Origin of the sequence: Brevundimonas sp. (assembly GCF_013912005.1) — a bacterium.
Classification (GTDB): domain Bacteria; phylum Pseudomonadota; class Alphaproteobacteria; order Caulobacterales; family Caulobacteraceae; genus Brevundimonas.
The window spans coordinates 34,666-56,819 of the sequence record NZ_JACESB010000005.1; the positions used below are offsets into that span (position 1 = coordinate 34,666).

Consider the following 22,154-nt stretch of genomic DNA (forward strand, 5'->3'; position numbering starts at 1 on the left):
ACCACTTCGTGGTCCCCCTCCCCATCGCTGCGCGACGGGGAGGAGACACGCCCGCCGCCGCGGCTGTAGAACCGCCCCCATGAATCTGTCCGACCTCACCACCTCCGTCCTGCGCATTTCCGACATCTACGCCCGCGAACACGCCATCGACCGCGACCGCGACTGGGCGCTGCTGAAGCTTCAGGAGGAACTCGGGGAGCTGACCGCCGAGCATCTGCGCATGAGCGGGCGGGCGCGGGGCGCGGCGGACGCCGGCAAGCTGGGCGACGAGGCGGCCGACGTGCTGGGCATGCTGCTGGTCTATTGCGACCGGGCGGGGATCGACCTCGAACAGGCGATGCAGCGGAAATGGCTGCACTGGCTGGAGGAAAAGGCGTGACCGCCCTGCCCCGCCTCGCCCTCGTCGTCGCCCGGGCGCGCAACGGCGTCATCGGCCGGGACGGCGACCTGCCGTGGCGGCTGCGCTCGGACCTGCAGAGGTTCAAGGCCGTGACCATGGGCAAGCCGTGCGTGATGGGGCGGAAGACCTGGGAGAGCCTGCCGCTTAAGCCCCTGCCCGGTCGGCTGAACCTGGTCCTGTCCAAGGACGAGTCCTTCGAGCCGAAGGGGGCGGTCGCCTGCCTGACCCTGGACGAGGCGATCGAGATCGGCCGCGAGCAGGCCGTGGAGGACGGGGTCGACGAGGTCTGCGTCATCGGCGGCGCCGGCCTGTTCGCGGCGACCCTGCCGCGGGCGAAGCGGCTGTATCTGACGGAGGTCGACGCCGAGCCCGAGGGCGACGTGCTGTTCCCGCCGTTCGACGAGAGCGCCTGGGTCGAGGTATCGTCCGAAGCCGTGCCGCCCGGGGAGAAGGACGACCACGCCTTCGTCTTCCGCGTGCTGGAACGGCGCTGAGCCGAGGGAGAGAGAGACACGCCATGCTGATCGTGACCACCAACGACGCGCCCGGCTACCGGGTGGTGAAGACCCTCGGGCTGGTGCGCGGCATCACCGTGCGCTCGCGCAACGTCATCTCCGACGCCATCGGCGGCCTGCAGTCGATGCTGGGCGGCCGGGTCGGGGCCTATGTCAAGCTGGCGGAGACCTCGCGCGCCGAGGCCTATGACGAGCTGGTGCAGCATGCGCAGGCGATGGGGGCCAACGCGGTCATCGGCATGCGCTACGAGGCCAACGAGATCATGGAAGGCGTGACCGAGGTGCTGGCCTACGGCACGGCCGTCGTGGTCGAGCCGGAATAGGCGTCGAGCTCGGCGACGAGGGCGTCGCGGGCAACCAGGTCTCCGATCAGCCGGCGCAGGTCGTGGATCTCGCCCTGCAGCCGGCTCCCGTCCGCCCCCAGGCGATCGAGGGCGTGGTGGTCGAGGCCCTCGTCCCAACCGTCGTTCGGGCCGAACAGGGCGTGGTGCAGGTCGAGCGGCGCCTCGGGCGGCGGCAGGAAGCGCCAGGCGGGCGGGGCGTCGTGGGTCAGGATCTGGTGTCTGGCCATGACGCTCACGAGGACGAACCACCAGAAGGGCGGCGCCTCGCCGGGGACTGCGATCCGGGCCCGGAGTTCGGCGGCGAGGCGGGCGACCCCCAGACCGGTCATGCGCATCGCAACGCCTGTGGCGTTCGGCGCATCGCTCCAGATCATCGGATACTGGTCGGCCCAGAACAGGTCGTGCAGCCGCTGACGCCCGGCCGGGCCGAGCAGTCCGACGCCCAGGATCACGCCGGCCATGCAGTCCGTGGACGGCCGCTCCGTGCGTCCGTCATCGACCAGGAAGCGGTCGAGCAGATCGGCGTCGCCGATCCAGCCGGCCAGCGCCGGCAGATACTCTGCGAACAGCGCGCGGCCGACGCAGGCGCCGACGGCCGCGCGAACCTCGTCCTCCATACCGGCGGGCGACAGATGGACCAGACCGTCGACGGCGGCGGGGGCGGAGTCCCAGTTCGGCTCACAGGCGTAGTGGAACAGCATCGGACGCGCCGGCTCCAGCCCCGCCCGGCCGAAGGCCCACAGCAGATCGACCGGCGCGCCGTCGATGAGACGCCCCGCCGCGACGAAGCGATCGTACAGTCGTTCCACCATGGCGGCGTCGCCGTGGCGGGCGACCGGATCGACCAGATCGCCATGGGTCGCCGGGTCGGCAAGCAGGGCGGGCAGCAGCGCCTCGGCATCGGCGCGGCCGCCTCGTCCGGAGACGACTTCGATCGCCGCGCCCCGCTCCAGCGGGCGCAGGGTCTCGGTCAGCAGGCGGCGGGTGGCTTCGAGCATGGCGGCGGAAGCTAGACGGTCGACCGCCGGAGGCAAGCGGCCGTCAGCTTCCGGCAGGGCTCAGACGCCGAGCACGTCCGCCACCCGCGCCGCCACGACGGCGACGCGGCGCGCGACCTCCCCGTCCGGATCGGCGCTGACCAGCGGGCGCCCGGCGTCGCCGGCCTCGCGCACGGCGGCGTCCAGCGGCAGGTCGCCGAGGAAGGGCACGCCCAGCCGCTCCGCCTCGGCCCGCGCCCCGCCTTCGCCGAACACCGGGCCGGACATGTTCTCGATCAGGCCGAGGGTCGGGACCCCGACCTTTTCGAACAGCTTGTGGGCGCGGCGGGCGTCGGCCAGCGCCACCTCCTGCGGGGTGGAGACGATCACGGCGCCGTCGAGCGGCGTCTTCTGGATCAGGGTCAGCTGGACGTCGCCGGTGCCCGGCGGGAGGTCGACGACCAGCACGTCGAGCGGCGCGGCTTCGGTACCCCAGCGGGTCTGGGTCAGCATCTGGGTCAGGGCCTGGGAGGCCATGGGGCCGCGCCAGACCATGGCGTCGTCGGCCCCGGTCAGCAGGCCGACCGACATGACCTTCAGCCCGTGCGCGAGGTGCGGCTCCATGGCGCCGTCGACGTAGGCCGGCTTGCCGGAGACGCCGAGCATGGTCGGCATGGAGGGGCCGTAGACGTCGGCGTCCAGCACCCCGACCGAGAGGCCGCGGGCGGCGAGGGCGGCGGCGAGGTTGACGGCGACGGTCGACTTGCCGACCCCGCCCTTGCCCGAGGCGACGGCGAGCACGCGGCGGACGTGCGCGGGGCGATCGGTCGGGACCGGGGCCCGCGGACGGGTCTGGTCGACGGCCTGCGGCGACAGCGACGCCGTGCGCCGCGGCGGGGCGGCCGCCGCCTCGGCCGTCAGCACCACGGAGACGCGGGCCATTCCCGGGAGGGCCTTCAGAGCCGCCTCGGCGGCGTCGCGCACCGGCGCATAGAGGGCGGCGTCGGCCGGCGCGACCTCGAGGGCGAAACCGGCGCGGTCGTCGGCCACCACCAGTCCCTGCACCAGCCCCGCCGTCGCCAGCCCCTGCCCGCTGCGGGGATCGATGACGCCGTCGAGGGCGGCGAGAACCTGGTCGCGGTCGAGGGGCGGTCGGGGCACGGGCGGACTCCATGGACTTGCCGCGTGGGCGGCGGGCGTTCTATCGCCGATATACCCCCTGCCCGCGAGCGCCGATTTGCCCCGGAACACCTCCGCCCCGCCCGTGACCCTGCTCGCCGGCCCGACCGCCTCCGGCAAGTCGGCGCTGGCGATGCAGATGGCGCGGGAGACCGGCGCGGTGATCGTCAACGCCGACAGCCAGCAGCTGTACGCGGACCTGCGGGTTCTGACCGCCCGCCCCTCCCCGGAGGACGAGGCGGCGGTCGAGCACCGGCTCTACGGCGTGGCCGACGCCGCCGACGCCTGGTCCGTCGGTCGCTGGAGCCGCGCGGCGATGGCGGAGCTGGGCCGGATCGAGACCGGGCGGCCGGTGATCATTGTCGGGGGGACCGGACTTTATTTCACGGCCCTGACCAGGGGGCTGGCCGACATTCCTGAGGTGCCGGAAGAGGCGCGGGCGGCGGCGGCGGATGAGCTCGCCGGCTTCGGCGAGGCGGCGTTCCGCCGACGACTGGCCGAACTGGACCCGGCGGCCGAGGCGCGGATCGCGCCCGGCGACCGCCAGCGCCTCGTCCGCGCCATGGCGGTGGCGACGCACACCGGCCGGGCGCTCAGCGACTGGACGGCCGACACCAGGCCGCTGCTGGCGCCGGGCAGCTGGACCGGACGGGTGCTCGAACCGGACCGGGCGACGCTTTACGCCCGATGCGACGCCCGCGTCGGCCGGATGATCGAGGACGGCGCGCTCGGGGAAGTCCGCGCCCTTCTGGCCCGTCGGCTGGACCCGGAGTCGCCGGTGATGAAGGCGGTGGGCGTGCGCGAGCTCGCCGCACATCTCGCCGGCCGCACAACGGCCGAGGAGGCGGCCGACGCCGTCCGGCAGGCCACCCGGAACTACGCCAAGCGTCAGCTGACGTGGTTCCGCAACCAGACGCCCGGATGGCGCCGGATGTAACGCCGGCCGGGCCCGTCCGCGGCGCTGTCGGAACGCTGGCCGAACGGTGGAACTGCTGCTACTGTCGGTTGATCGTTACGCTGGAGAATGTCGTGCTCGTTTTTGCAATGGCCGCCTTGCTCGCGCTTTCGCAAGCGCAGACTCCCGCCCAGACCCCGGCCTCGCCTCCCCGGGAGGCGACAAGCAACCGCCCCGCCGACGGGGTGATCTGCCGCCGCGAGAGGATCGTGGGCTCCAACCGTTCGCAAAGGATCTGCACGACCTCGCGTGAACGCCAGCTCGCCGAGGACGGCGCCCAGCGGACCCTGGAGCGTCACTCGTCGGCCCCGCAGACCTGCGACGATCCGGCCCGATGCTGATCGCCCTCCTCGCCGCCGCCGTTCTCCAGCAGGCTTCGACGCCGGCGGCGCCCGAGGCCGGCGCGCCGGCGGCGGTCTCCGCTTCTGCGGCTCCCGCGCCGAACGAGGACGAGGCCCTCGACCGCCAGGTCTGCCGCAGGGAAGCGGTCGTCGGCAGCCGGTTCAACAGCCGCGTCTGCATGACCCGGCGTGAGTGGAACCAGCGCCGGGAGGAGTCCCGGCGGCTCGCCCACCGGCTGGAAAGCGCCAACGCCAATCGCAACCGCCAGACCGCGCCCGGGCACTGACGGCGTCGCCGACGTCCGACGTCAGCTTGCACAACCGCGTTACCCTGGGTTGACTCCCGCCTCGCGCGGGAAGACGCTGCCTGTGTCCTGAAGACCGGGAAAGGCCCGCCATGATCATCGTCGCCTTCGCCGCCGCCCTCCTCGTCCCGCAGAACGCGGCGCCCCAGCCGGCGGCCTCCTCCCTGGAGAGCCCGGGCCAGCGGACCATCTGTCGAAAGGAGCCGGGATCCGGCACCCGGCTCAAGGTCAGCGTCTGCCTGACCGCAGAAGAATGGGCTGAACGGATCGAAGCGGCGGAGCGTGATCGCCCGCACCTCCGGCCGACGATCGACAATCGTCGCCCCGGCCGCGGGCCCGGGCGGCCGCGCTGACCCCTTCAATTTCCGGGCGCCCCGGCCTATATTGGCTTCGTCCGGGTCCGCCCGGACTATGGCGATAAACGCGCTTGCAATAAGCGGACCGGACCCGGGTGCGATTCCCGGCGGCTCCACCAATCTCTTCCCGTGTCATCGGCGGGCGAGCATGGGGCCGACTAGCATCGACGGACGTGTAAAGAGGTTGCTTTCGCCCGTCCTGGCCCACCGTATCGGGCCATTAAACTACCTGCGAACGATAACTTCGCTGGAGAAGTCGCTCTCGCCGCGTAATGCGGTTCGGGTGATTTCGAACTCTTAAGTCCTCGGGGTTCAGATCCCGGGGCGGGGCCTGCCGGGAGCCTGCCAACAGAATCCCGGCGCTTTACCTTCCCGCCATCTTCCGCCCGCCCGCTCGCGCGGCTACACCGTCGGCTGAACAGCCGAGGCGCCCGAATGGCCGAAGAGACGCCCCCCGTCGACGAGATGCACTACGAGCAGCTGGCGCAGGACGCCCTGCGCGGGGTGATCCGCGCCGCGCTGGAGAGGGCCGCGGGGCCGGACGGCATCCCCGGCGCGCACCACTTCTACATCACCTTCCGCACCCGGGCGCCGGGCGTCAGCGTGCCGCCGGACATCCTCGCGAAGTACCCCGAGGAAATGACGGTGGTGCTGCAGCACCAGTACTGGGACCTGAAGGTCGAGCCGAACCGCTTCTCGGTCATGCTGAAGTTCGGCGGCATGCCGAAGGTGCTGGCCATGCCCTACGCGGCGGTGACCCGGTTCTACGATCCGTCGGTGCAGTTCCTGCTGCAGTTCGAGACGCCCGTCGAGCTCGAGGCGGCCGAGGAAGAGCCGGCCCCGGAGCCGGACAGCCCGCCGCCGTCGGGCGACGATGGCCCCAAGGTGGTCTCGCTGGACCAGTTCCGGAAGAAGTAGGGCCTTCCCCTCTCCGCCGGCGGGGCTAACATCCCCGCGAGCGAACGAGGGTGGGCATGAGGGGTGTCCTGATCCTGTGGCTGGCCGCGGCGTTCTGCGGGACGCCGACGGCCGCAGCGGCCGGCGGCGGCGGCCGCTTCGCCGGCTGGACGGCGGCCATCGTCCAGGCCGACTGGCGGGACGGGCGGGGCCGGCCGATCGAGGCCTTCGACAACGCGCGCCGGGATCTCGTGGAGGCGTTTCTGCGCGCCGGTTTCGCGCGCGAGACGATGGTCGACGTCTCACTGAAGAACGCTCCGCCGCAGCGGGCGCTGCAGGACCTGCAGGAGACGGCGGCGCTGGGGACCCGCGGCTGCCTCCTGTACTTCACCTCACACGGCGCGCCGGATCATCTGGTGTTCGGCGAGACCGAGATGACGCCCGATGTGATGGCCAACCTGGTGCGCGGAACCTGCGGCGCACGGCCGACCGTGGTGATCGTTTCCGCCTGCTATTCCGGCCAGTTCGTCAACGCCCTCGAGGGGTCGAACCGGATGGTGCTGACGGCCGCCCGCCGCGACCGCACCTCGTTCGGCTGCGGCGCCGATGAACGGTACCCATGGTTCGACGGCTGCGTGCTGGAGAGCCTGCCGGCCGCCGCCGACTTCCTCGCCCTCGCCGCCGGCGCGCGCGCCTGCGTGGCGCGCAAGGAGGCCGAGGCGGGCGTGGCCCTGCCGTCCGAGCCGCAGCTGTTCGTCGGGGCCGAGATGCAGCTGCGCCTGCCGACGCTGCGCTTCGAGCGACCCGCGTCCTGAGCGTTCAGCTCCCGCCGCGCCGGGGGAAGCAGCGGATGGCGATCCGCTCGCGCTCCCCTTCCCGGCGCTCGACCAGCAGCCGCGCCACCTGGGCGTCGTCGTGGAACAGGTAGCCCTTGATCGCGTCGAGCAGCGCCTTGGCGAGGTTGTCGAGGTCGATGTGCGGCGGCTCGCCGACGTGCTCCATCACGATCTCGACGGTGAAGTCGCCCCACGACGGCCGCGAGCTCCACTCCTTGCGCATGAATTCGTAGACCAGCGGCTTGTAGTATTTGGCCTGGGTGGTGAGGCCGTCGATGGTGATCTCGACCGCCTCCCCGCTCTCGCGCGCCCGAACCTTGCCTGAGCCGATCCAGCCGGGGGTCATGCGTCGCTCCGCCGCGAGCTTGCCCGCCCGCGGCTCCGTGCTACACCGCCGCACATCCTCCCGCCACGCCTGAAGAGCCTGCCGACATGAGCACCGTCCGCACCGAATCCGACACCTTCGGCCCGATCGAGGTCGCCGCCGACCGCTACTGGGGGGCGCAGGCGCAGCGCTCGCTGGGCAACTTCCGGATCGGCTGGGAGAAGCAGCCGCTGCCGATCGTGCGGGCGCTCGGGATCGTCAAGCGGGCCGCGGCCGAGACCAACATGGCGCTGGGCAAGCTGGACCGCACCCTGGGCGAGACCATCGTGGCCGCCGCCCAGGAGGTGATCGACGGCAAGCTGAACGACCACTTCCCGCTGGTGGTCTGGCAGACCGGCTCGGGCACCCAGTCGAACATGAACGCCAACGAGGTGATCTCGAACCGGGCGATCGAGATGCTGGGCGGCGAGATGGGCTCCAAGAAGCCGGTCCACCCCAACGACCACGTCAACATGAGCCAGTCGTCGAACGACACCTTCCCGACGGCCATGCACGTGGCCTGCGCCGAGCAGGTGGCCAACGACCTGATCCCGGCCCTGAAGCACCTTCACGCCGCGCTGGACGCCAAGGCGAAGGCCTGGGACCACATCATCAAGATCGGCCGCACCCACACCCAGGACGCCACGCCGCTGACCCTCGGCCAGGAGTTCTCGGGCTATGCGCAGCAGGTCGCCAACGGCATCGAGCGCATCGAGCAGACGCTGCCGAAGCTGATGGAGCTGGCCCAGGGCGGCACGGCGGTCGGCACCGGGCTGAACGCCCCGGTCGGCTTCGCCGAACAGGTGGCCGAGCGGATCGCCGCCATCACCGGCCTGCCCTTCACCACCGCGCCCAACAAGTTCGAGGCCCTGGCGGCGCACGACGCCATGGTGTTCAGCCACGGGGCGATCAACACGGTGGCCGCCTCGCTGTTCAAGATCGCCAACGACATCCGCTTCCTCGGCTCGGGCCCCCGCGCCGGCCTCGGCGAACTGGCCCTGCCGGAGAACGAGCCGGGCAGCTCCATCATGCCGGGCAAGGTCAATCCGACCCAGTCCGAAGCCCTGACCCAGGTGTGCGTGCAGGTGTTCGGCAACCACGCCGCCCTGACCTTCGCCGGCTCGCAGGGCCATTTCGAGCTGAACGTCTACAATCCGGTGATGGCCTACAACTTCCTGCAGTCGGTGCGCCTGCTGGCCGACGCGGCGATCAGCTTCACCGACAACTGCGTGGTCGGCATCGAGCCGCGCGAGGACAACATCCGGCGGGGGCTGGAGAACAGCCTGATGCTGGTGACGGCGCTGAACGGCAAGCTCGGTTACGACGCCTGCGCGAAGATCGCCAAGACGGCCCACAGGAACGGCACCACCCTGCGCGAGGAGGCCGTCGGCGGCGGCTATCTGACGAACGAGGAGTTCGACGAATGGGTCCGGCCGGAGAAGATGATCTCGCCGCAGTGATCGACCACCCCCGGTTGGTGGCGAGCCTGCGGTTTTCGAGGTAGCCTCGCGCCATGGGCAAGGTCGAACTGAACATCGAGATCGATCCGGACAGTGCCGAAGAGGCGGCGCGGCTCGGAGTGGACCTGGCGAGAGCCGGACGGGCAGGTGTCGAACTGGCTCTGGCCCGCCAGCGCAACAGCCTCAAAACTGCCGAGGAACGCGCTCGGGACGCCCGCGCATGGGCCGAGGAGAACGCCGAAGCCTTGAAGGCCTACAATGAGCGCGTCGCGCGGGACGGGATATTCGGCGAGGACTTCCGGACCTGGTGATGCGTCAGTTCGACGTGTTTCCGAACCCGTCGCCTCGCTCGCGCGTGGCCGCACCCTTCATTGTCCTCATGCAGTCGCACTTCCTCGACGAGATGCCTACGGCGCTCGTCGCCCCGTTGATGCGTGAGCCGCGAAGCGGCGATTTCACCCGTGTCTCAGTCGCCGTCGTGCTGGACGGCGAAACCCTGCAGGTGTCGCTCGCCGAGCTGGCGCCATCGCCCGGGCGGAGTTGCGGCGTCCGGTTGGAAGCCTGAAGGATTCGGAGGATGACATCCGCCGCGCCCTCGATCGTCTGTTCACCGGCTTCTGACCTGATCATCTGATCGCGGACATGCTGACAGCCGAACCAGCGCGCGTCAGTCCAGCGCCGTCCAGCGCCGCTCCGCCTCGTCCTTGTCCACGGTCAGGAAGACCTTGCGCTCGTCGGCGACGACGCGGTCGACAAGATCGAGCGGGATCAGGTGGTGGCGGTCGCCGGCCTCTGAGTCGCGGCGGGTCAGCTTGACGCCGCCCTCCACCAGGCCGTCGACCTCGCCGACGTGCCGGTTATCCGAGCCGAGGACCTCGAAGTCCTCGCCGATCGCGAAGGCGTCGACCATCAGTTCTTCTCCGTCCAGCGCGCCCGGGCCTCGTCGCGGGTCAGGTTCAGGTGGACGTGCTCGTCCACCCGCTCGACCCAGCTGACCGGGATCATGTGGTGTTTGAAGCCGGCCGCGAGATCGAGCTTGGCCAGTTCGATCTGGTCGCCGTGCAAGTGATCGACCCGACCGACGTGCTCGCCGTCGGAGCCCACCACTTCGAGGTGTTCGCGGATCGAGGACGGGTCTACCATGGGAACTCCTTCGGCTGCGGTCCGGGAAGAACCCGTTCGGCGGCCGGCCGGTTGCATGTGCGGAGGCCCCGATGGGCGACATCGTCAACCTGAACCGGGCCCGCAAGGAGCGGGCGAAGGCCGCCGCCAGGGCCTCGGCCGCCGCCAACCGCGCCGCGCACGGCCGCACCCGCGGGGAGCGGTCCGGCGCCGAGGCGGAGCGCGCCCGGGCCGCTCGCCTGCTGGACGGGGCGAAGCGGGAGGATCGCGATGACCCCGCGTGAGGAGAAGCGACGCCTGCAGCGCGGTCTCATCCCCATGCTGATCGCCATCCGCGTGCAGGAGGCGCGCAAGCGCAAGGCGGCCGAGGCCGCCGCCCGGGCCGAGGGCCGGCCGCCGCCGAAGCCGCGGAAGAAGGGCTGGTTCTAGGCCGCCGAGATCCGCGGGGCGCGGATCATCAGCACCTGCCCGGCCAGAACCAGCGCCAGCCCCGCGAGGGCGAGCCAGCCGAAGCGGGCGTGCTCGAACAGCACCGAGACCAGCATGGCGATGGGCGGGGTCAGGGCCGAGATGTAGCTGGCGAGGGCGTAGCCGCGGGTGCGGGCGATGCCGAAATAGACCACGAAGGCGATCACCGAACCGAACACCGACAGGTAGAGCAGCGAACCGATGTAGCGGGCGGTGGGCTCGACCGACCACTCCGCGCCGGTGACGAGGCCGTAGAGCGCCAGCACCCCGGTCCCGTAGGCCATGGCCCACGCCGTCGAGGGGATGACGGCCGAGCCGGCCTGCTGGCCGCGCCAGGCGAAATAGTTGCCGAAGGCCGAGGCGGCCACGGCGGTGAAGGCGAAGCCGACGCCGGCGGCGCTGGCTTCGGACAGGCCCCCGGTCAGGACCTCCGACCCGGACAGCACCGCCACGCCGAGGACGCCCAGCAGCGCCCCCGCCCACGCCGCCATCGCCGACCGCTGGCGGGCGGCGACGCGGAACAGGATCAGGTTGAGGAAGGCCAGGGAGGCGAAGATCACCGCCACCACCGCCGAGGCGATCCGGCCCTCGGCCGCGTAGGTGAAGCTGTAGCTGATCGAGAAGGCGAACACCCCCTGCCCCAGCGCCGCGAGGTGCTGGTCGCGGGTCAGCTTCAGGGACCGGCCGGTGGCCAGGCAGCCGGCGAAGATCAGCACGGCGGCGAGACCGAAGCGCCAGACGATGGAGGCGATCGGATCCACCGCGCCCAGCTGCAGGGTGATGGCGTACCAGGTGGTGCCCCAGATGGTGGCGCACAGGCCGACGCCGCCGATCGCCAGCAGCGTCGCGCGGGACAGTCCGGGGGCCGGCGACGCGGGGCTATCCGTGGGAGCGGTCATTCCCGCCCAGTGACGCACGCGCGAACCGGGCGCAAGCCGGGAAATCGGACGCCGCCCCAAGCTGACCTTATGCGGCCCTGCCGGCCGTCAGGCGCGGAGCTTGAGCGACTGACGCACCGCGGGAGGCACGGCCTCGTAGACCGTCGGCGGCCGCAGTCCCAGGCTGCGGCGCACGGCGTCGAGCGGCATGTCGAACAGGGCCTCGTAGTCCAGCGCCGGCAGCCAGCGGGTCCGGCGGCCGATGCGCCACGCCTGCAGCACCGCGCGGCGGGCCGGGATGGACGGGTTCTCGCGCCGGATTTCGCGCGCCGCGCCCAGGCCGATGAAGGCGAAGCCGAGGTTGCCGGTCTGGGCGTACGAAAAGGCCACCACGCAGGCCTCGCCCAGCGCGTCCGTCTCGTAGCCGGTCAGCACGTGCCAGACGTCGTGCACGTCGCGCAGGCGACGGCTGTACCAGATCACCGGATGCTCGGCGTCGACGAGGGGGCCGACCTTGCGCGCCTCCATCGCCAGCCCCTCGGCGGTGAAGCCCCGGGCCTCGCGGAAGGCGCGATAGGCGGCGCCGACGGTGCCGGGGCCGAAGCGGGCCAGCCACGCCGGATCGTCGAGCCGGTGCGCCAGCTCCTCGCGCAGGAAGGCCTGTCGTCCGCCCTCCATGGTCCGCAGCATGCGATCGTAGCCGCGCCGGATCGAGCGGCCGGACAGGGCTCGCATGATCTCGAACACCTGGGCGGTGTCCTCCTTGTCGCGCACCAGGCGACGGAAGGCGCGCAGCGCCGCCAGCGGCTCAAGCCGCTGCGGTCTCAGGCGGGTGAACTCAAGGTCGGCGGCGGTCATGGTCGGGATCCTGCGTGACCCCACCATACCCGAAGCGGAGGATCAGGTGAACGTCGATCACATCGCGCGCGCCGTCCGGATCGGCTAGGCTGCCGACATGCTCAGAAAGCGCTCCGTCTCCCTCTCCGGCCACGCCACCTCCGTGGCGCTGGAGCCCGAGTTCTGGGCGGTGCTCGACCAGATCGCCGCGCACATGGGCCTCGGTCACGCCGGGCTGATGAAGCGGATCGACGAGCGGCGGGGACGGGTCCCCCTCGCCTCCTCGTGCCGTCTGCTGGCGCTCGCCTGGGCGGGCGGCGACCGGTCCTTCGCCGAACAGGAGTCGGTCGATTGACAGGGGCAGGAGTTGGCGCATGGTGAGGCCGGGAGGCGCGGCATGACCGACAATCGACTGATCCCCGCCGTCGTGTTCGGCGGCCTGCTGGCCATAGGCATGATCGGCGGCGGCGCCCTGATCGGCCAGGGCGTGGTCAACGCCCGCGTCGGCGACCGGACCGTGAGCGTGCGCGGTCTCGCCGAACGGGACGTGAAGGCCGACCTCGCCATCCTGCCGGTGCGCTTCACCGCCTCGGGCGAGGTGCTGTCGGAGGTGCAGGCGCGGATCGACGGCGACCTCGCCATCGTGCGCCGGTTCCTGGCGCAGCAGGGCTACCCCGCCGAGGCGGTCACCCTCGGCCGCCTCGAGGTCGCCGACCGGCGCGCCCGCGAGTACGGCAGCCAGGACCAGGGCCCGCGCTTCATCCTCGCCCAGACCGTGATCGTCCGCACCGGCGACGTGAACCGGGTGCAGAACACGACCCGGGCGCTCAACGACCTGATCCGCCAGGGCGTGGTGCTGCAGGACTTCAACGGCCCCAGCTACATCTTCACGCGGCTGAACGAGGTGCGGCCGGCGATGATCGCGGAGGCCACCGCCTCCGCCCGCTCCGGCGCCGAACAGTTCGCCCGCGACTCCGGCACGGGGGTCGGCGCGATCCGCGAGGCCTCCCAGGGGTATTTCGAGATCCTCGCCCGGGACGAAAGCGGCGACGAACGCCAGACCCCCGACAAGAAGGTCCGGGTCGTCACCACCGTCCGCTACGCGCTGCGCTGACGATCAGTTCGCCGGCGCGGGTCCCGGCTCGGGCAGGCTGGGCGGCTCGACCGGCGGGGGATTCGGCAGGTCGGGCAGTTCCGGCGCCCGCGGCAGCTCGGGCGTCGGCACGTCGACGTCGATGTTGACGTCGGTTGCGTCGGGCGTGTCCACGCGGCCGTTGGACAGCATGAACACCACGATGATCACCAGCACCACGATCAGGCCGCCGACGAGGAAGGCGACCCAGGCGCCGCCCCCGCCCCGACGCTCCGGCGGATTGTTGATGGTGGTGTGATGCACCACCTCGGGCCGGCGGTCCTCCGGCGGGGGCAGGTTCGGATCGGTCATGAATCAGCTCCCCGACGGCGCGGGCATGGCGGGCGCGGAGACTTCCGGCAGGTCGACATCGACGTTGACGTCCTTCTCGCCGCCTCCGAAGCCGCCGCCGGCGAAGACGAAATAGGCCACGATGGCGAGCACCACGACCACGGCCCCGACGATGAAGGCCATGCCGGTGTTGCCGCCGCCGCCGGTGTTGTTGTTGATGTTGTCGGCCATGAACCGAACCTCCGCTGCTGAACCAGTGCGGCGTCCAAACGGAGCCGTGGCCGTTGCGGTTCCGGCGCCCGCGGCGGGGAGCGGCTGACAAGCGGCCCCGTGCTCCTTATGTTCCGTCGGTTCCCATGACCGATTCCGCTCCCCCCCGCATCTCCGATCTTGCGCGCGCCCGGCCTCCGGGCGGCGTCGGCCCCGACTATCTGGCGGGGCTGAACCCCGAGCAGCGCGAGGCGGTCGAGACGACCGAAGGCCCGGTGCTGGTGCTGGCGGGCGCGGGCACGGGCAAGACGCGGGTGCTGACCACGCGGCTGGCGCACATCCTCGCCACCGGCCGGGCGCGGCCGTGGGAGCTGCTGGCGGTGACCTTCACCAACAAGGCCGCGCGCGAGATGCGGGAGCGGATCACCCATCTGATCGGGCCGTCCGCCGAGGGCCTGCGCTGGCTGGGCACCTTCCACTCCATCGCCGCCCAGATCCTGCGCCGGCACGCGGAGCTGGTCGGGCTGAAGTCCACCTTCACCATCCTCGACACCGACGACCAGGAGCGGGTGTGCAAGCAGCTGATCGAGGCGGCCAACCTCGACTCCAAGCGCTGGACCCCGCGCTCGCTGAGCGGTCTGATCGACCACTGGAAGAACCGCGGCTGGACGCCGGAGAAGCTGCCGGCCGGCGAGGACTTCGCCAACGGCAAGGGCCAGACCCTGTACGCCGCCTATCAGGCCCGGCTCGCCTCGCTGAACGCCTGCGACTTCGGCGACCTGCTGCTGCACAACATCACCATCCTGTCGCAGCACGCTGACATTGCGGAAGAATATCGCCGTCGGTTCCGCTACATCCTCGTCGACGAGTACCAGGACACCAACGTCGCCCAGTACCTCTGGCTGCGCCTGCTCACCGCCTCGACCGGCAACGTCTGCTGCGTCGGCGACGACGACCAGTCGATCTACGGCTGGCGCGGGGCCGAGGTGGACAACATCCTGCGCTTCGAGCGCGACTTCCCCGGGGCGAAGGTGATCCGGCTGGAGCGCAACTACCGCTCGACGCACCACATCCTCGGCGCCGCCTCGGGCCTGATCAGCGCCAACCGGGGGCGGCTGGGCAAGACCCTGTGGACCGAGGACACCGCCGGCGACAAGGTGCGCGTGCGCGGCGTCTGGGACGGCGAGGCCGAGGCCCGGCTGATCGCCGACGAGATCGAGACGGCGAGGAAGTCCGGCCTGAAGTACAGCGACATGGCCGTGCTGGTGCGCGCCTCGTTCCAGATGCGGGCGTTCGAGGAGCGCTTCGTGATGCTGGCCATCCCCTACACGGTGATCGGCGGGCCGCGCTTCTTCGAACGGGCCGAGATCCGCGACGCCCACGCCTATCTGCGGCTGATCGTGTCCGAGGACGACGACCTGGCGTTCGAGCGCATCGTCAACGTCCCCAAGCGCGGCGTCGGCGACACCTCGGTGCAGAAGATCCTGACCATCGCCCGCGAGAACGGGGTCTCGGCGATGCAGGCGGTGCGCGCCCTGCTCGGCTCCGACGAGCTGCAGGCGCGCACCCGCACCGCCCTGTCCAACTTCGTGCGCGACCTCGACCGCTGGCGCACCCGGGCGGCGGAGATCCCGCACTGGGAGCTGACCGAGCTCGTGCTCGAGGAGAGCGGCTACACCGACATGCAGAAGGCCGACCGGACCAGCGGCCCGACGCGGCTCGACAACCTGAAGGAGCTGGTCCAGTCGATGCAGGCCTTCGACGGCCTGACCGCCTATCTGGAGCACGTCTCCCTGGTCATGGACCTCGACCGCGGCGACAGCGCGGATTCGGTGCAGATCATGACCCTGCACGGGGCCAAGGGGCTGGAGTTTCCGCTGGTCTTCCTGCCGGGCTGGGAGGAAGGCGTCTTCCCGAGCCAGCGCAGCATCGACGAGAAGGGCGAGAAGGGCCTCGAGGAGGAGCGCCGCCTCGCCTATGTCGGCGTCACCCGGGCCAAGTCGGACGCCCGGATCAGCTTCGCGGCCAACCGCCTCGTCTACGGCCGCTGGACCAGCCAGCTGCCCAGCCGCTTCGTCGACGAACTGCCGATCGACCACGTCGAGGCGCAGTCGGACACCGGCTACTACGGCGCCTCGGCCGGCATGAAGGAGGCCAAGAGCCGCTGGGACGAGGCGCCCAGCTTCGGTTCGGGCTATTCCTCGCCCGGCTGGAAGCGGGCCCAGTCCTTCACGGCCGCCCGCGCCCCCGCCGACCGCCCGGCGCGGCACGCCCTGATCGAGGGCGACGGGCGCCTGATCGCCACCGCCGATCCGAAGGCCGGCTCAGGCTGGACCAAGGGCGACCGGGTCTTCCACCAGAAATTCGGCTACGGCCACGTCCGCCTGATCGAGGGCAACAAGCTGGTGGTGGCCTTCGACAAGGCGGGCGAGAAGAAGGTGATCGACACCTTCGTGGAAAAGGCCTGACCCGCGGGGGTCAGGCCTTTCCTCGCTTCAGGCCGAACCGCGCTTACATGCGGGCGGCGGTCGTCCGGTGACCCGCCTCGGCGTGGGCTTCGCCGATGCTGAAGGCCTTCATCAGGGGCATGATCTGCCACAGGGCCGACAGGCCGACGAGCACATAGACCAGACGCGACAGGACCGAGCCTTCGCCGAAGATGGCGGCGACAAGATCGAACTCGAACGCGCCGACCAGACCCCAGTTGAGGCCGCCGACGATCAGCAGGATGAGAGTAACGAGATTGAGAGCTTTCATGGTATCCTCCGTGGTTGCTTGAAAAGCGTTTGCCTGCGGCGGATGTTCCCATCGCGCTCAACTGATTTCGCGCCCGGGCCCTACAGTTCAGCTTGGGCCGGAACGCGCCGCCGTCAGGGGATCGGCGCAAACCCTTCCTTAAACCGGCCTCGCCACCCTCCGGGCGTGCGCGACTCCCGTCCAACGGCCGGCTTCACCGACCCCGCCCCCAGCTGGTGGGAAGCGGCGATCTGCGGCGTCGTCATCGCCATGATGACCGGGGCCCTGATCGGCCCGGTGTTCGCCCCGACCCAGGAGGAGACGCCGATCCTGCGGCTGGTCTGGCTGCCGGCCTATGCGGCCATCGCCGGCCTCCTGCTCTACCGGGTGGATCGCCTGTGGCGGGCGTGGCCGGCGATGCTGGCCATGGCGGCGGTGGTCGGGCTGGCCTTCGCCTCGCGCTACTGGTCGATCGACTTCGCCACCACCATGCGCCGGGTCATCGCCCTGGCGATCAGCTGCGGCTTCGCCCTCTATCTCGGGGCGGTGTTCCGCGGGCCGCACCTACCGCGGCTGCTGATGCACACCACCCTTGCGCTGGCGGTCGGCAGCCTCGTGGCGGTGTTCGCCTTCCCCGAGATCGGGGTGCACCAGTTCGAGAACGCCGGCCTGTGGCGCGGCCTCTGGTACGAGAAGAACCAGATGGGGGCGGTGATGGTCATCGGCGCCACCGCCTCGGCCGCCTGCCTCGCCTCCCCCGATTCCCGCCGCCTCCTGCCGGCGATCTCCCTGTTTCTCGCTGCGGTGCTGGTGCTGGCCACCCAGTCGAAGACCTCCCTGCTCTGCCTGCTCGTCGGGCTCGGCCTGGTCGGCGGCTTCTGGACGCTGCGGCGCGGCGGCGCGGCCTTCTCGGTCGGGGCGATCTGGGTCGCCGTCGTGCTGGCCGGTCTGGGCGTCTGGATCTGGGAGACGCATTCGGTGGCGGTGCTGGAGGCCCTCGGCAAGGACCCGTCGCTGACCGGCCGCACCGACATCTGGGAGGCCCTGATGCGCAAGGTCGCCGACCGGCCGTGGACCGGCTACGGCTATGGCGCCTTCTGGGGTCGCGAAGGCGAGTCCGCCCCCGCCGACTGGGTCCGCAAGGAGACCCAGTGGCCGGTGCCGAACGCCCACAACGGCTGGATCGACCTGCTGGTCCAGCTGGGCTGGCCGGGGGCGGTGCTGGTCGGGACGCTGATGGGCGTGACGGCCGTGGTCACCGTGCTGCGCAGCGCCGGCGCGGGCGCGCGCGAGGGCTGGTGGGCGCTCGGCTTTCTCGGCGCCTTCTTCGTGCTCAGCCTGTCGGAATCGATCCTGATGGCCCACCAGGGTCTGCCGTGGGTGCTGTTCCTCGCGGCGCTGACCCGGGCGACCCTGCCCTCGTCCACAGCCCCGGCCGCCGCGCTTGCCCCGCGGGGCCGCCGGGCCTACCAGACCGGCTCCCGAATCGCCGCACAGTATCCGAATGGGCCAGTCCGCCGACCTCCTCTCCCTGTTCGATGACGAGCCGACGCAGCCGCGTCCGGCCGACGCCGCGCTGACGCCGCAGGCCGTCGCGCCGAAGCCGCAGCCCGAACCGGTCGCCAGGGCCGCCGTCGAACACGCCGCCGCCGCCCCGCTGGCCGCCGCCACCGGCTACTCCGCCTCGTCCATCGAGGTGCTGGAGGGGCTGGAGCCGGTCCGCAAGCGGCCGGGCATGTACATCGGCGGCACCGACGAACGGGCCCTGCACCACCTGTTCGCCGAGGTGCTGGACAACGCCATGGACGAGGCGGTGGCCCGGCATGCGAAGCTGATCACCGTCGACCTCGACGCCGAGGGCTTCCTCTCGGTGCGCGACGACGGCCGCGGCATCCCCGTCGATCCTCACCCGAAGCACCCGGGCAAGTCGGCGCTCGAGGTGGTGATGACCGTGCTGCACTCGGGCGGCAAGTTCTCGGGCAAGGCCTATGAGACCTCGGGCGGCCTGCACGGCGTCGGCGTCTCCGTCGTCAACGCCCTGTCGGAGCGGCTGGACGTCACCGTCTGGCGCGACGGCCACGAATGGCGGCAGTCCTTCAGCCGCGGCCATGTGCTGGGCCCGATCCAGCAGGTCGGCCCGTCGCGGAAGAAGGGCACCCTGATCCGCTTCCGGCCCGACGAGGAGATCTTCGGCGTCGGCGCGGCCTTCAAGCCGGCGCGGCTGTTCCGGATGGCCCGATCCAAGGCCTACCTGTTCCGCGGGGTCGAGATCCGCTGGACCTGCGCGCCGGAGCGGATCACAGACCACACCCCGGCGGAAGCCGTCTTCCACTTCCCCAACGGCCTGGCGGACGCCCTGGCGGAGCGGATCGGCGAGGTCGAGACCGTCACCCCGACCTTCGCCGGCCGGGTCGAGCGCAAGGGCGAAGCCGGCGCCGTGGAATGGGCGGTCACCTGGTCCCCGGCCGGTTTCGGCGAGGCCGACGGCTTCGTCAGCTCCTACTGCAACACCGTCTCCACCCCCGACGGCGGCACCCACGAGTCCGGCTTCCGCGCGGCGCTGGTGAAGGGGCTGAAGGCCTACGGCGAGCTGACCGGCGAAAAGCGCGCCGGGCTGATCACCGCCGAGGACGTCATCGCCAACGCGGGCGCCCTGATCAGCGTCTTCATCCGCAATCCGGAGTTCCAGGGCCAGACCAAGGACCGCCTGTCCTCCCCCGAGGGCGCGCGGCTGGTCGAGCAGCTGCTGCGCGACCCGTTCGACCACTGGCTGACCGAGAGCCCGAAGCAGGCCAACCAGCTGCTCGGCTTCATCGTCGAGCGGGCCGAGGACCGGCTGCGCCGGCGCAAGGACAAGGAGGTCCAGCGGGCCGCCGCCACCCGCAAGCTGCGCCTCCCGGGCAAGCTGGCCGACTGCACCCGCCAGGCGGCCGAGGGCACCGAGCTGTTCATCGTCGAGGGCGACTCGGCCGGCGGTTCGGCCAAGCAGGCCCGCGACCGCAACACCCAGGCCATCCTGCCCCTGCGCGGCAAGATCCTGAACGTGGCCTCGGCGACCGTCGACAAGCTGCGCCAGAACGCGGAACTGTCGGACCTTGCGCTGGCCCTCGGCGTCCAGCCGGGCAGCCGCTTCAACATCGACGACCTGCGCTACGAGCGCATCGTCATCATGACCGACGCCGACGTCGACGGGGCGCACATCGCCGCGCTTCTGATCACCTACTTCTACCGGGTCATGCCCGAGGTGATCCGGCAGGGCCGCCTGTTCCTCGCCCTGCCGCCGCTCTACCGCATCCAGTCCGGCCCGCTGTCGGAATACGCCCGGGACGACGCCCACCGCGACGAGCTGCTGGCGACGGTGTTCAAGGGCCGAAAGGTCGAGATCGGCCGCTTCAAGGGTCTGGGCGAGATGATGGCCTCCCAGCTCAAGGAGACCACCATGGACCCGAGGAAGCGCACCCTCGCCCGGGTCGAGCTGCCCGAGAACGAGGCGGAGATCGAGGATCTGGTCGAGCGGTTGATGGGCAAGAAGGCCGAGGCCCGCTACCAGTTCATCCAGGAGAACGCCCGCTTCGTGGTGGATGAGCTGGACGTGTGATCAGCAGTCCGACGGCGCTCCGTAGCGGCTGACCACGGCCTGCACGGCGCCGCCCTCGAGGGTCAGCCGGGTCAGCCGGTCGTATTCGCACTCGGGCATGTCCGCCGCCTCGGGGTAGCCGAGGGCGCGGGCGATGGCCGGCACGGTGTTGCTGTGGCCGACGACCAGCACCACGGCGTCCTGCGGCAGGGCGCGGATGCGGGCGGCGGTGGCCGCGACATGGGCCGCGCCGCCGCCCTCGAGCGACACGACCTCTGACGGCGCGGAATGATAGTCCGCGGTCGGCGCCGCCGTGAGGATGGTGCGCTGCATCGGGCTGGTCAGGACGAGGGCCGGATGGGTGTCGCGCAGCGCCTGCGACAGGGCCGCCGCCCTCGCCTGCCCGGCTTCGGTCAGGGCCGGATCTGCATCGCCCGGCGTCGCGACCTTCTCGGCGTGCCGCACGAGGTAGACCGTCTGGGCGGAAGCGGCGCCGGCGGCGCACAGCGACAGGACGGCGGCGAGCAGCAGGCGCTTCATCGGAAATCTCCCCTTTTCCGATGGGTACGGCGGCCATGAGGCGGCGGCAAGCCGCCCCCTCGCCCACGCCCGCGGCTCAGTGCTCCGCCCACGCTCCCGCCGGCTCGACGAAGGCCCGTTCGCCGGACACGTCGGCGTAGGTCATGCACAGGTCCTCGAACACCCGGTTCCAGGCGAAGCGGTCGACCGCCCTCTGCCGCGCCGCGGCCCCGACGGCCTCGACGTCGCGCGCGAACAGGGCCTCGACGGCGGCGGCGTAGTCCCGCGGATCGGTGGTCGGCGACAGCTGGCCGACGCTCTCGTCGACGGTCTCCTTCACGCCCCCGGCGTTCACCCCCACCACGGGCCGCCCGCAGGCCATGGCCTCCAGCACGATCAGGCCGAAGGGCTCCTTGTCGTTGGCGTGCACGAAGGCGTCGCAGCTGGCGATGATCTTCGCCACCGCCCTCGGGTTGGCCTCGTACGGCAGGGAGATCACCCGCTCCTCCGGCGGCAGCCCCTGCCCCGCCCCGACCAGCACCAGGTGGTAGGGATCGCCGAGGCGCTGCACGGCCTCGATCAGCAGGTCGATGTTCTTCTCGCGGGCGGGACGGCCGGCGAAGCACAGCACCCGCGCCGAGGCGGGCAGGCCGAGCTTCTTCAGCAGCCAGTCGCGGTCGCGGCGGTCGGGGTGGAAGGTGTCGACCTCGACCCCCAGCGGCTGGATCACGATGTCCCGGATGCCGGCCTCCTCCAGCCGGCGCGCGATGTAGCGGCTGGGCGAGATCACGCGGTCGAACTGGCCGAACAGCCGGGCCCAGCGCTTCTCGACCGGCTTCTTGGCCCATTCGCCGAAATGCAGGGCGGCGAGGCCGGCCGGATCGGAGTGGCAGAAGCCGACCACGGGGCACCCGGCCCGCTGGCCCGCCTCCAGGGCCCCCTGGCCGGGGGTGTAGGGATCGCCGGCCTCGATCAGGGTCGGGTGCAGCGACGCCACCCAGGCGGCCCAACGCCGCACCGAGGTCGGCCAGCGGTAGCCGTCGCCGAACGGCAGCTTGGCGGCGTGCAGCTGGACGATGCCGTCCGGCCCCGCCCGGTGGTGGGCACCGGGGACCACGAGGCTGTGCGCGACGCCCGGACGGTTGGCCTCCAGCCAGGCCTTCTTGGACAACAGGTAGCGCTTCACCCCGCCCGACTTGGGCGCGTACAGCATGGTCGTGTCGACGAACCGCGGCCGGGCGTCCTCGGCGGCCGCCCTCGTGGCCCTCAGCGTCTCGGAGACCTCCTCGTCCCAGCCGGGAAACAGGCGCAGCTCCCCTTCCTGCACTTCCAGACCCGCGAGGCTCATGAGCTCCCTTTCCGTGGCGCCGACGTTGGCCTTGCCAACGCGCTGGACCCGCTTGTGGATGCGGCGGGCCTTGCGGACCCGGGACATGTGGGACTTCACCATGGTCG

30 protein-coding genes and 1 other RNA gene are annotated in these 22,154 nt (G+C 71.3%); 19 read left to right on the top strand and 12 right to left on the bottom strand.

The genetic code is table 11. The features are described from left to right. Nucleotides 1-79: 79 nt before the first annotated feature. From H2038_RS05315 to H2038_RS05325, 3 genes are read left to right on the top strand one after another with little or no spacing between them, the layout of a single operon-like run. Nucleotides 80-379: a phosphoribosyl-ATP pyrophosphohydrolase gene (locus tag H2038_RS05315; protein WP_292110020.1), complete on the top strand. Its 300-nt coding sequence runs from the start codon at nucleotides 80-82 to the stop codon at nucleotides 377-379. Continuing rightward, nucleotides 376-894: a dihydrofolate reductase gene (locus H2038_RS05320; RefSeq protein ID WP_292110023.1), complete on the top strand. Its 519-nt coding sequence runs from the start codon at nucleotides 376-378 to the stop codon at nucleotides 892-894. The genes H2038_RS05315 and H2038_RS05320 overlap by 4 nt, the downstream gene beginning before the upstream one ends. A 23-nt stretch (nucleotides 895-917) precedes the next feature. Next, nucleotides 918-1,238, top strand: coding sequence for a YbjQ family protein (locus H2038_RS05325; RefSeq protein WP_292110025.1), 321 nt, complete (start codon nucleotides 918-920; stop codon nucleotides 1,236-1,238). Here H2038_RS05325 and H2038_RS05330 read toward each other — a convergent pair. Both H2038_RS05330 and H2038_RS05335 read right to left on the bottom strand, forming a co-directional pair. After that, nucleotides 1,205-2,257, bottom strand: a complete 1,053-nt coding sequence (locus H2038_RS05330; protein WP_292110027.1) for a hypothetical protein — start codon at nucleotides 2,255-2,257, stop codon at nucleotides 1,205-1,207. The genes H2038_RS05325 and H2038_RS05330 overlap by 34 nt on opposite strands. Nucleotides 2,258-2,317: 60 nt before the next feature. Beyond that, nucleotides 2,318-3,397 (bottom strand): Mrp/NBP35 family ATP-binding protein, encoded by a 1,080-nt coding sequence (locus tag H2038_RS05335; RefSeq protein WP_292110030.1) that lies wholly within the window; start codon nucleotides 3,395-3,397, stop codon nucleotides 2,318-2,320. 103 nt (nucleotides 3,398-3,500) lie between these two features. On the opposite strand from H2038_RS05335, the gene miaA reads away from it, so the two are divergent. The 6 genes from miaA to H2038_RS05365 all read left to right on the top strand — a co-directional run bounded on the left by miaA (nucleotide 3,501) and on the right by H2038_RS05365 (nucleotide 7,084). After that, entirely contained in the window at nucleotides 3,501-4,352 is an 852-nt protein-coding gene (miaA, locus tag H2038_RS05340) for a tRNA (adenosine(37)-N6)-dimethylallyltransferase MiaA (RefSeq protein WP_292110032.1), read from the top strand. 352 nt (nucleotides 4,353-4,704) lie between these two features. Next, nucleotides 4,705-4,998 (top strand): hypothetical protein, encoded by a 294-nt coding sequence (locus tag H2038_RS05345; protein WP_292110033.1) that lies wholly within the window; start codon nucleotides 4,705-4,707, stop codon nucleotides 4,996-4,998. A gap of 110 nt (nucleotides 4,999-5,108) precedes the next feature. Further along, nucleotides 5,109-5,369, top strand: coding sequence for a hypothetical protein (locus tag H2038_RS05350; protein WP_292110035.1), 261 nt, complete (start codon nucleotides 5,109-5,111; stop codon nucleotides 5,367-5,369). Next, nucleotides 5,370-5,736, top strand: a transfer-messenger RNA (tmRNA) gene (ssrA, locus tag H2038_RS05355). It abuts the gene before it with no gap. 71 nt (nucleotides 5,737-5,807) lie between these two features. Beyond that, nucleotides 5,808-6,290 carry a ClpXP protease specificity-enhancing factor SspB gene (locus tag H2038_RS05360; protein ID WP_292110038.1) on the top strand — a complete coding sequence of 161 codons (483 nt, stop codon included), beginning with the start codon at nucleotides 5,808-5,810 and terminating at the stop codon, nucleotides 6,288-6,290. A gap of 56 nt (nucleotides 6,291-6,346) precedes the next feature. After that, complete coding sequence (locus tag H2038_RS05365; protein WP_292110040.1) at nucleotides 6,347-7,084, top strand: C13 family peptidase; 738 nt, start codon at nucleotides 6,347-6,349, stop codon at nucleotides 7,082-7,084. Between the two features lie 4 nt (nucleotides 7,085-7,088). Here H2038_RS05365 and H2038_RS05370 read toward each other — a convergent pair whose 3' ends face one another. Beyond that, complete coding sequence (locus H2038_RS05370) at nucleotides 7,089-7,451, bottom strand: RusA family crossover junction endodeoxyribonuclease (RefSeq protein WP_292110043.1); 363 nt, start codon at nucleotides 7,449-7,451, stop codon at nucleotides 7,089-7,091. An 86-nt stretch (nucleotides 7,452-7,537) separates the two neighbouring features. Here H2038_RS05370 and fumC point away from each other — a divergent pair, with 86 nt between their 5' ends. From fumC to H2038_RS05385, 3 genes are read left to right on the top strand one after another with little or no spacing between them, the layout of a single operon-like run. Then, nucleotides 7,538-8,929 carry a class II fumarate hydratase gene (gene fumC / locus H2038_RS05375; protein ID WP_292110047.1) on the top strand — a complete coding sequence of 464 codons (1,392 nt, stop codon included), beginning with the start codon at nucleotides 7,538-7,540 and terminating at the stop codon, nucleotides 8,927-8,929. 53 nt (nucleotides 8,930-8,982) lie between these two features. Then, nucleotides 8,983-9,240 (top strand): type II toxin-antitoxin system CcdA family antitoxin, encoded by a 258-nt coding sequence (locus tag H2038_RS05380; RefSeq protein ID WP_292110048.1) that lies wholly within the window; start codon nucleotides 8,983-8,985, stop codon nucleotides 9,238-9,240. Next, complete coding sequence (locus H2038_RS05385) at nucleotides 9,240-9,494, top strand: CcdB family protein (RefSeq protein ID WP_292110052.1); 255 nt, start codon at nucleotides 9,240-9,242, stop codon at nucleotides 9,492-9,494. The genes H2038_RS05380 and H2038_RS05385 overlap by 1 nt, the downstream gene beginning before the upstream one ends. Nucleotides 9,495-9,596: 102 nt before the next feature. On the opposite strand, the gene H2038_RS05390 is transcribed toward H2038_RS05385, so the two are convergent. Next, complete coding sequence (locus H2038_RS05390) at nucleotides 9,597-9,839, bottom strand: DUF2171 domain-containing protein (RefSeq protein WP_292110055.1); 243 nt, start codon at nucleotides 9,837-9,839, stop codon at nucleotides 9,597-9,599. Next, entirely contained in the window at nucleotides 9,839-10,072 is a 234-nt protein-coding gene (locus tag H2038_RS05395) for a DUF2171 domain-containing protein (RefSeq protein ID WP_292110058.1), read from the bottom strand. Before H2038_RS05395 ends, H2038_RS05390 begins: the two co-directional genes overlap by 1 nt. 71 nt (nucleotides 10,073-10,143) lie before the next feature. On the opposite strand from H2038_RS05395, the gene H2038_RS05400 reads away from it, so the two are divergent. Together H2038_RS05400 and H2038_RS05405 are read left to right on the top strand one after the other, a co-directional pair. Beyond that, the gene (locus H2038_RS05400) at nucleotides 10,144-10,335 is read left to right on the top strand and encodes a DUF4169 family protein (protein WP_292110061.1); all 192 of its coding nucleotides are present in this window, start codon (nucleotides 10,144-10,146) and stop codon (nucleotides 10,333-10,335) included. Next, the gene (locus H2038_RS05405) at nucleotides 10,322-10,480 is read left to right on the top strand and encodes a hypothetical protein (protein WP_292110067.1); all 159 of its coding nucleotides are present in this window, start codon (nucleotides 10,322-10,324) and stop codon (nucleotides 10,478-10,480) included. The genes H2038_RS05400 and H2038_RS05405 overlap by 14 nt, the downstream gene beginning before the upstream one ends. Here H2038_RS05405 and H2038_RS05410 read toward each other — a convergent pair. Both H2038_RS05410 and H2038_RS05415 read right to left on the bottom strand, forming a co-directional pair. Beyond that, on the bottom strand, nucleotides 10,477-11,418 hold the full coding sequence (locus H2038_RS05410; protein WP_292110070.1) for an EamA family transporter: 942 nt from the start codon (nucleotides 11,416-11,418) through the stop codon (nucleotides 10,477-10,479). The genes H2038_RS05405 and H2038_RS05410 overlap by 4 nt on opposite strands. Nucleotides 11,419-11,505: 87 nt before the next feature. After that, entirely contained in the window at nucleotides 11,506-12,255 is a 750-nt protein-coding gene (locus H2038_RS05415; RefSeq protein ID WP_292110072.1) for a Coq4 family protein, read from the bottom strand. 97 nt (nucleotides 12,256-12,352) lie between these two features. Here H2038_RS05415 and H2038_RS05420 point away from each other — a divergent pair, with 97 nt between their 5' ends. Further along, a complete protein-coding gene (locus H2038_RS05420) occupies nucleotides 12,353-12,589 on the top strand; it encodes a ribbon-helix-helix domain-containing protein (RefSeq protein ID WP_292110076.1) in 237 nt (78 codons plus the stop codon). A 42-nt stretch (nucleotides 12,590-12,631) separates the two neighbouring features. Continuing rightward, a complete protein-coding gene (locus H2038_RS05425) occupies nucleotides 12,632-13,348 on the top strand; it encodes an SIMPL domain-containing protein (protein ID WP_292110079.1) in 717 nt (238 codons plus the stop codon). A gap of 3 nt (nucleotides 13,349-13,351) precedes the next feature. Here the strand turns inward: H2038_RS05425 and H2038_RS05430 are convergent, their stop codons facing one another. Beyond that, nucleotides 13,352-13,678, bottom strand: a complete 327-nt coding sequence (locus H2038_RS05430; RefSeq protein ID WP_292110082.1) for a hypothetical protein — start codon at nucleotides 13,676-13,678, stop codon at nucleotides 13,352-13,354. A gap of 3 nt (nucleotides 13,679-13,681) precedes the next feature. After that, nucleotides 13,682-13,888: a hypothetical protein gene (locus H2038_RS05435; RefSeq protein ID WP_292110085.1), complete on the bottom strand. Its 207-nt coding sequence runs from the start codon at nucleotides 13,886-13,888 to the stop codon at nucleotides 13,682-13,684. A gap of 125 nt (nucleotides 13,889-14,013) precedes the next feature. On the opposite strand from H2038_RS05435, the gene H2038_RS05440 reads away from it, so the two are divergent. Continuing rightward, nucleotides 14,014-16,335 (top strand): ATP-dependent helicase, encoded by a 2,322-nt coding sequence (locus H2038_RS05440; RefSeq protein WP_292110087.1) that lies wholly within the window; start codon nucleotides 14,014-14,016, stop codon nucleotides 16,333-16,335. Nucleotides 16,336-16,378: 43 nt separating this feature from the next. Here H2038_RS05440 and H2038_RS05445 read toward each other — a convergent pair whose 3' ends face one another. Then, nucleotides 16,379-16,624: a DUF378 domain-containing protein gene (locus tag H2038_RS05445; RefSeq protein WP_292110090.1), complete on the bottom strand. Its 246-nt coding sequence runs from the start codon at nucleotides 16,622-16,624 to the stop codon at nucleotides 16,379-16,381. A 165-nt stretch (nucleotides 16,625-16,789) separates the two neighbouring features. Here H2038_RS05445 and H2038_RS05450 point away from each other — a divergent pair, with 165 nt between their 5' ends. Next, nucleotides 16,790-18,145 (top strand): O-antigen ligase, encoded by a 1,356-nt coding sequence (locus H2038_RS05450; RefSeq protein ID WP_292110093.1) that lies wholly within the window; start codon nucleotides 16,790-16,792, stop codon nucleotides 18,143-18,145. Continuing rightward, complete coding sequence (gene parE / locus H2038_RS05455) at nucleotides 18,108-20,201, top strand: DNA topoisomerase IV subunit B (protein ID WP_292110096.1); 2,094 nt, start codon at nucleotides 18,108-18,110, stop codon at nucleotides 20,199-20,201. Before H2038_RS05450 ends, parE begins: the two co-directional genes overlap by 38 nt. Here the strand turns inward: parE and H2038_RS05460 are convergent, their stop codons facing one another. Both H2038_RS05460 and H2038_RS05465 read right to left on the bottom strand, forming a co-directional pair. Continuing rightward, nucleotides 20,202-20,720 (bottom strand): phosphoglycerate mutase family protein, encoded by a 519-nt coding sequence (locus H2038_RS05460; protein WP_292110098.1) that lies wholly within the window; start codon nucleotides 20,718-20,720, stop codon nucleotides 20,202-20,204. A gap of 76 nt (nucleotides 20,721-20,796) precedes the next feature. After that, nucleotides 20,797-22,149 carry a glycosyltransferase gene (locus tag H2038_RS05465; protein WP_292110101.1) on the bottom strand — a complete coding sequence of 451 codons (1,353 nt, stop codon included), beginning with the start codon at nucleotides 22,147-22,149 and terminating at the stop codon, nucleotides 20,797-20,799. Nucleotides 22,150-22,154: the final 5 nt, after the last annotated feature.

What these genes read in the sequence shown, in the direction of transcription:
- H2038_RS05315 (WP_292110020.1), top strand. Translation starts at nt 80, where the DNA reads ATGAATCTGTCCGACCTCACCACCTCCGTCCTGCGCATTTCCGACATC.
- H2038_RS05325 (WP_292110025.1), top strand. Translation starts at nt 918, where the DNA reads ATGCTGATCGTGACCACCAACGACGCGCCCGGCTACCGGGTGGTGAAG.
- H2038_RS05330 (WP_292110027.1), bottom strand. Translation starts at nt 2,257, where the DNA reads ATGCTCGAAGCCACCCGCCGCCTGCTGACCGAGACCCTGCGCCCGCTG.
- H2038_RS05345 (WP_292110033.1), top strand. Translation starts at nt 4,705, where the DNA reads ATGCTGATCGCCCTCCTCGCCGCCGCCGTTCTCCAGCAGGCTTCGACG.
- H2038_RS05350 (WP_292110035.1), top strand. Translation starts at nt 5,109, where the DNA reads ATGATCATCGTCGCCTTCGCCGCCGCCCTCCTCGTCCCGCAGAACGCG.
- H2038_RS05360 (WP_292110038.1), top strand. Translation starts at nt 5,808, where the DNA reads ATGGCCGAAGAGACGCCCCCCGTCGACGAGATGCACTACGAGCAGCTG.
- H2038_RS05365 (WP_292110040.1), top strand. Translation starts at nt 6,347, where the DNA reads ATGAGGGGTGTCCTGATCCTGTGGCTGGCCGCGGCGTTCTGCGGGACG.
- H2038_RS05370 (WP_292110043.1), bottom strand. Translation starts at nt 7,451, where the DNA reads ATGACCCCCGGCTGGATCGGCTCAGGCAAGGTTCGGGCGCGCGAGAGC.
- fumC (WP_292110047.1), top strand. Translation starts at nt 7,538, where the DNA reads ATGAGCACCGTCCGCACCGAATCCGACACCTTCGGCCCGATCGAGGTC.
- H2038_RS05380 (WP_292110048.1), top strand. Translation starts at nt 8,983, where the DNA reads ATGGGCAAGGTCGAACTGAACATCGAGATCGATCCGGACAGTGCCGAA.
- H2038_RS05385 (WP_292110052.1), top strand. Translation starts at nt 9,240, where the DNA reads ATGCGTCAGTTCGACGTGTTTCCGAACCCGTCGCCTCGCTCGCGCGTG.
- H2038_RS05390 (WP_292110055.1), bottom strand. Translation starts at nt 9,839, where the DNA reads ATGGTCGACGCCTTCGCGATCGGCGAGGACTTCGAGGTCCTCGGCTCG.
- H2038_RS05395 (WP_292110058.1), bottom strand. Translation starts at nt 10,072, where the DNA reads ATGGTAGACCCGTCCTCGATCCGCGAACACCTCGAAGTGGTGGGCTCC.
- H2038_RS05400 (WP_292110061.1), top strand. Translation starts at nt 10,144, where the DNA reads ATGGGCGACATCGTCAACCTGAACCGGGCCCGCAAGGAGCGGGCGAAG.
- H2038_RS05405 (WP_292110067.1), top strand. Translation starts at nt 10,322, where the DNA reads ATGACCCCGCGTGAGGAGAAGCGACGCCTGCAGCGCGGTCTCATCCCC.
- H2038_RS05410 (WP_292110070.1), bottom strand. Translation starts at nt 11,418, where the DNA reads ATGACCGCTCCCACGGATAGCCCCGCGTCGCCGGCCCCCGGACTGTCC.
- H2038_RS05415 (WP_292110072.1), bottom strand. Translation starts at nt 12,255, where the DNA reads ATGACCGCCGCCGACCTTGAGTTCACCCGCCTGAGACCGCAGCGGCTT.
- H2038_RS05420 (WP_292110076.1), top strand. Translation starts at nt 12,353, where the DNA reads ATGCTCAGAAAGCGCTCCGTCTCCCTCTCCGGCCACGCCACCTCCGTG.
- H2038_RS05425 (WP_292110079.1), top strand. Translation starts at nt 12,632, where the DNA reads ATGACCGACAATCGACTGATCCCCGCCGTCGTGTTCGGCGGCCTGCTG.
- H2038_RS05430 (WP_292110082.1), bottom strand. Translation starts at nt 13,678, where the DNA reads ATGACCGATCCGAACCTGCCCCCGCCGGAGGACCGCCGGCCCGAGGTG.
- H2038_RS05435 (WP_292110085.1), bottom strand. Translation starts at nt 13,888, where the DNA reads ATGGCCGACAACATCAACAACAACACCGGCGGCGGCGGCAACACCGGC.
- H2038_RS05440 (WP_292110087.1), top strand. Translation starts at nt 14,014, where the DNA reads ATGACCGATTCCGCTCCCCCCCGCATCTCCGATCTTGCGCGCGCCCGG.
- H2038_RS05445 (WP_292110090.1), bottom strand. Translation starts at nt 16,624, where the DNA reads ATGAAAGCTCTCAATCTCGTTACTCTCATCCTGCTGATCGTCGGCGGC.
- parE (WP_292110096.1), top strand. Translation starts at nt 18,108, where the DNA reads ATGGGCCAGTCCGCCGACCTCCTCTCCCTGTTCGATGACGAGCCGACG.
- H2038_RS05460 (WP_292110098.1), bottom strand. Translation starts at nt 20,720, where the DNA reads ATGAAGCGCCTGCTGCTCGCCGCCGTCCTGTCGCTGTGCGCCGCCGGC.
- H2038_RS05465 (WP_292110101.1), bottom strand. Translation starts at nt 22,149, where the DNA reads ATGGTGAAGTCCCACATGTCCCGGGTCCGCAAGGCCCGCCGCATCCAC.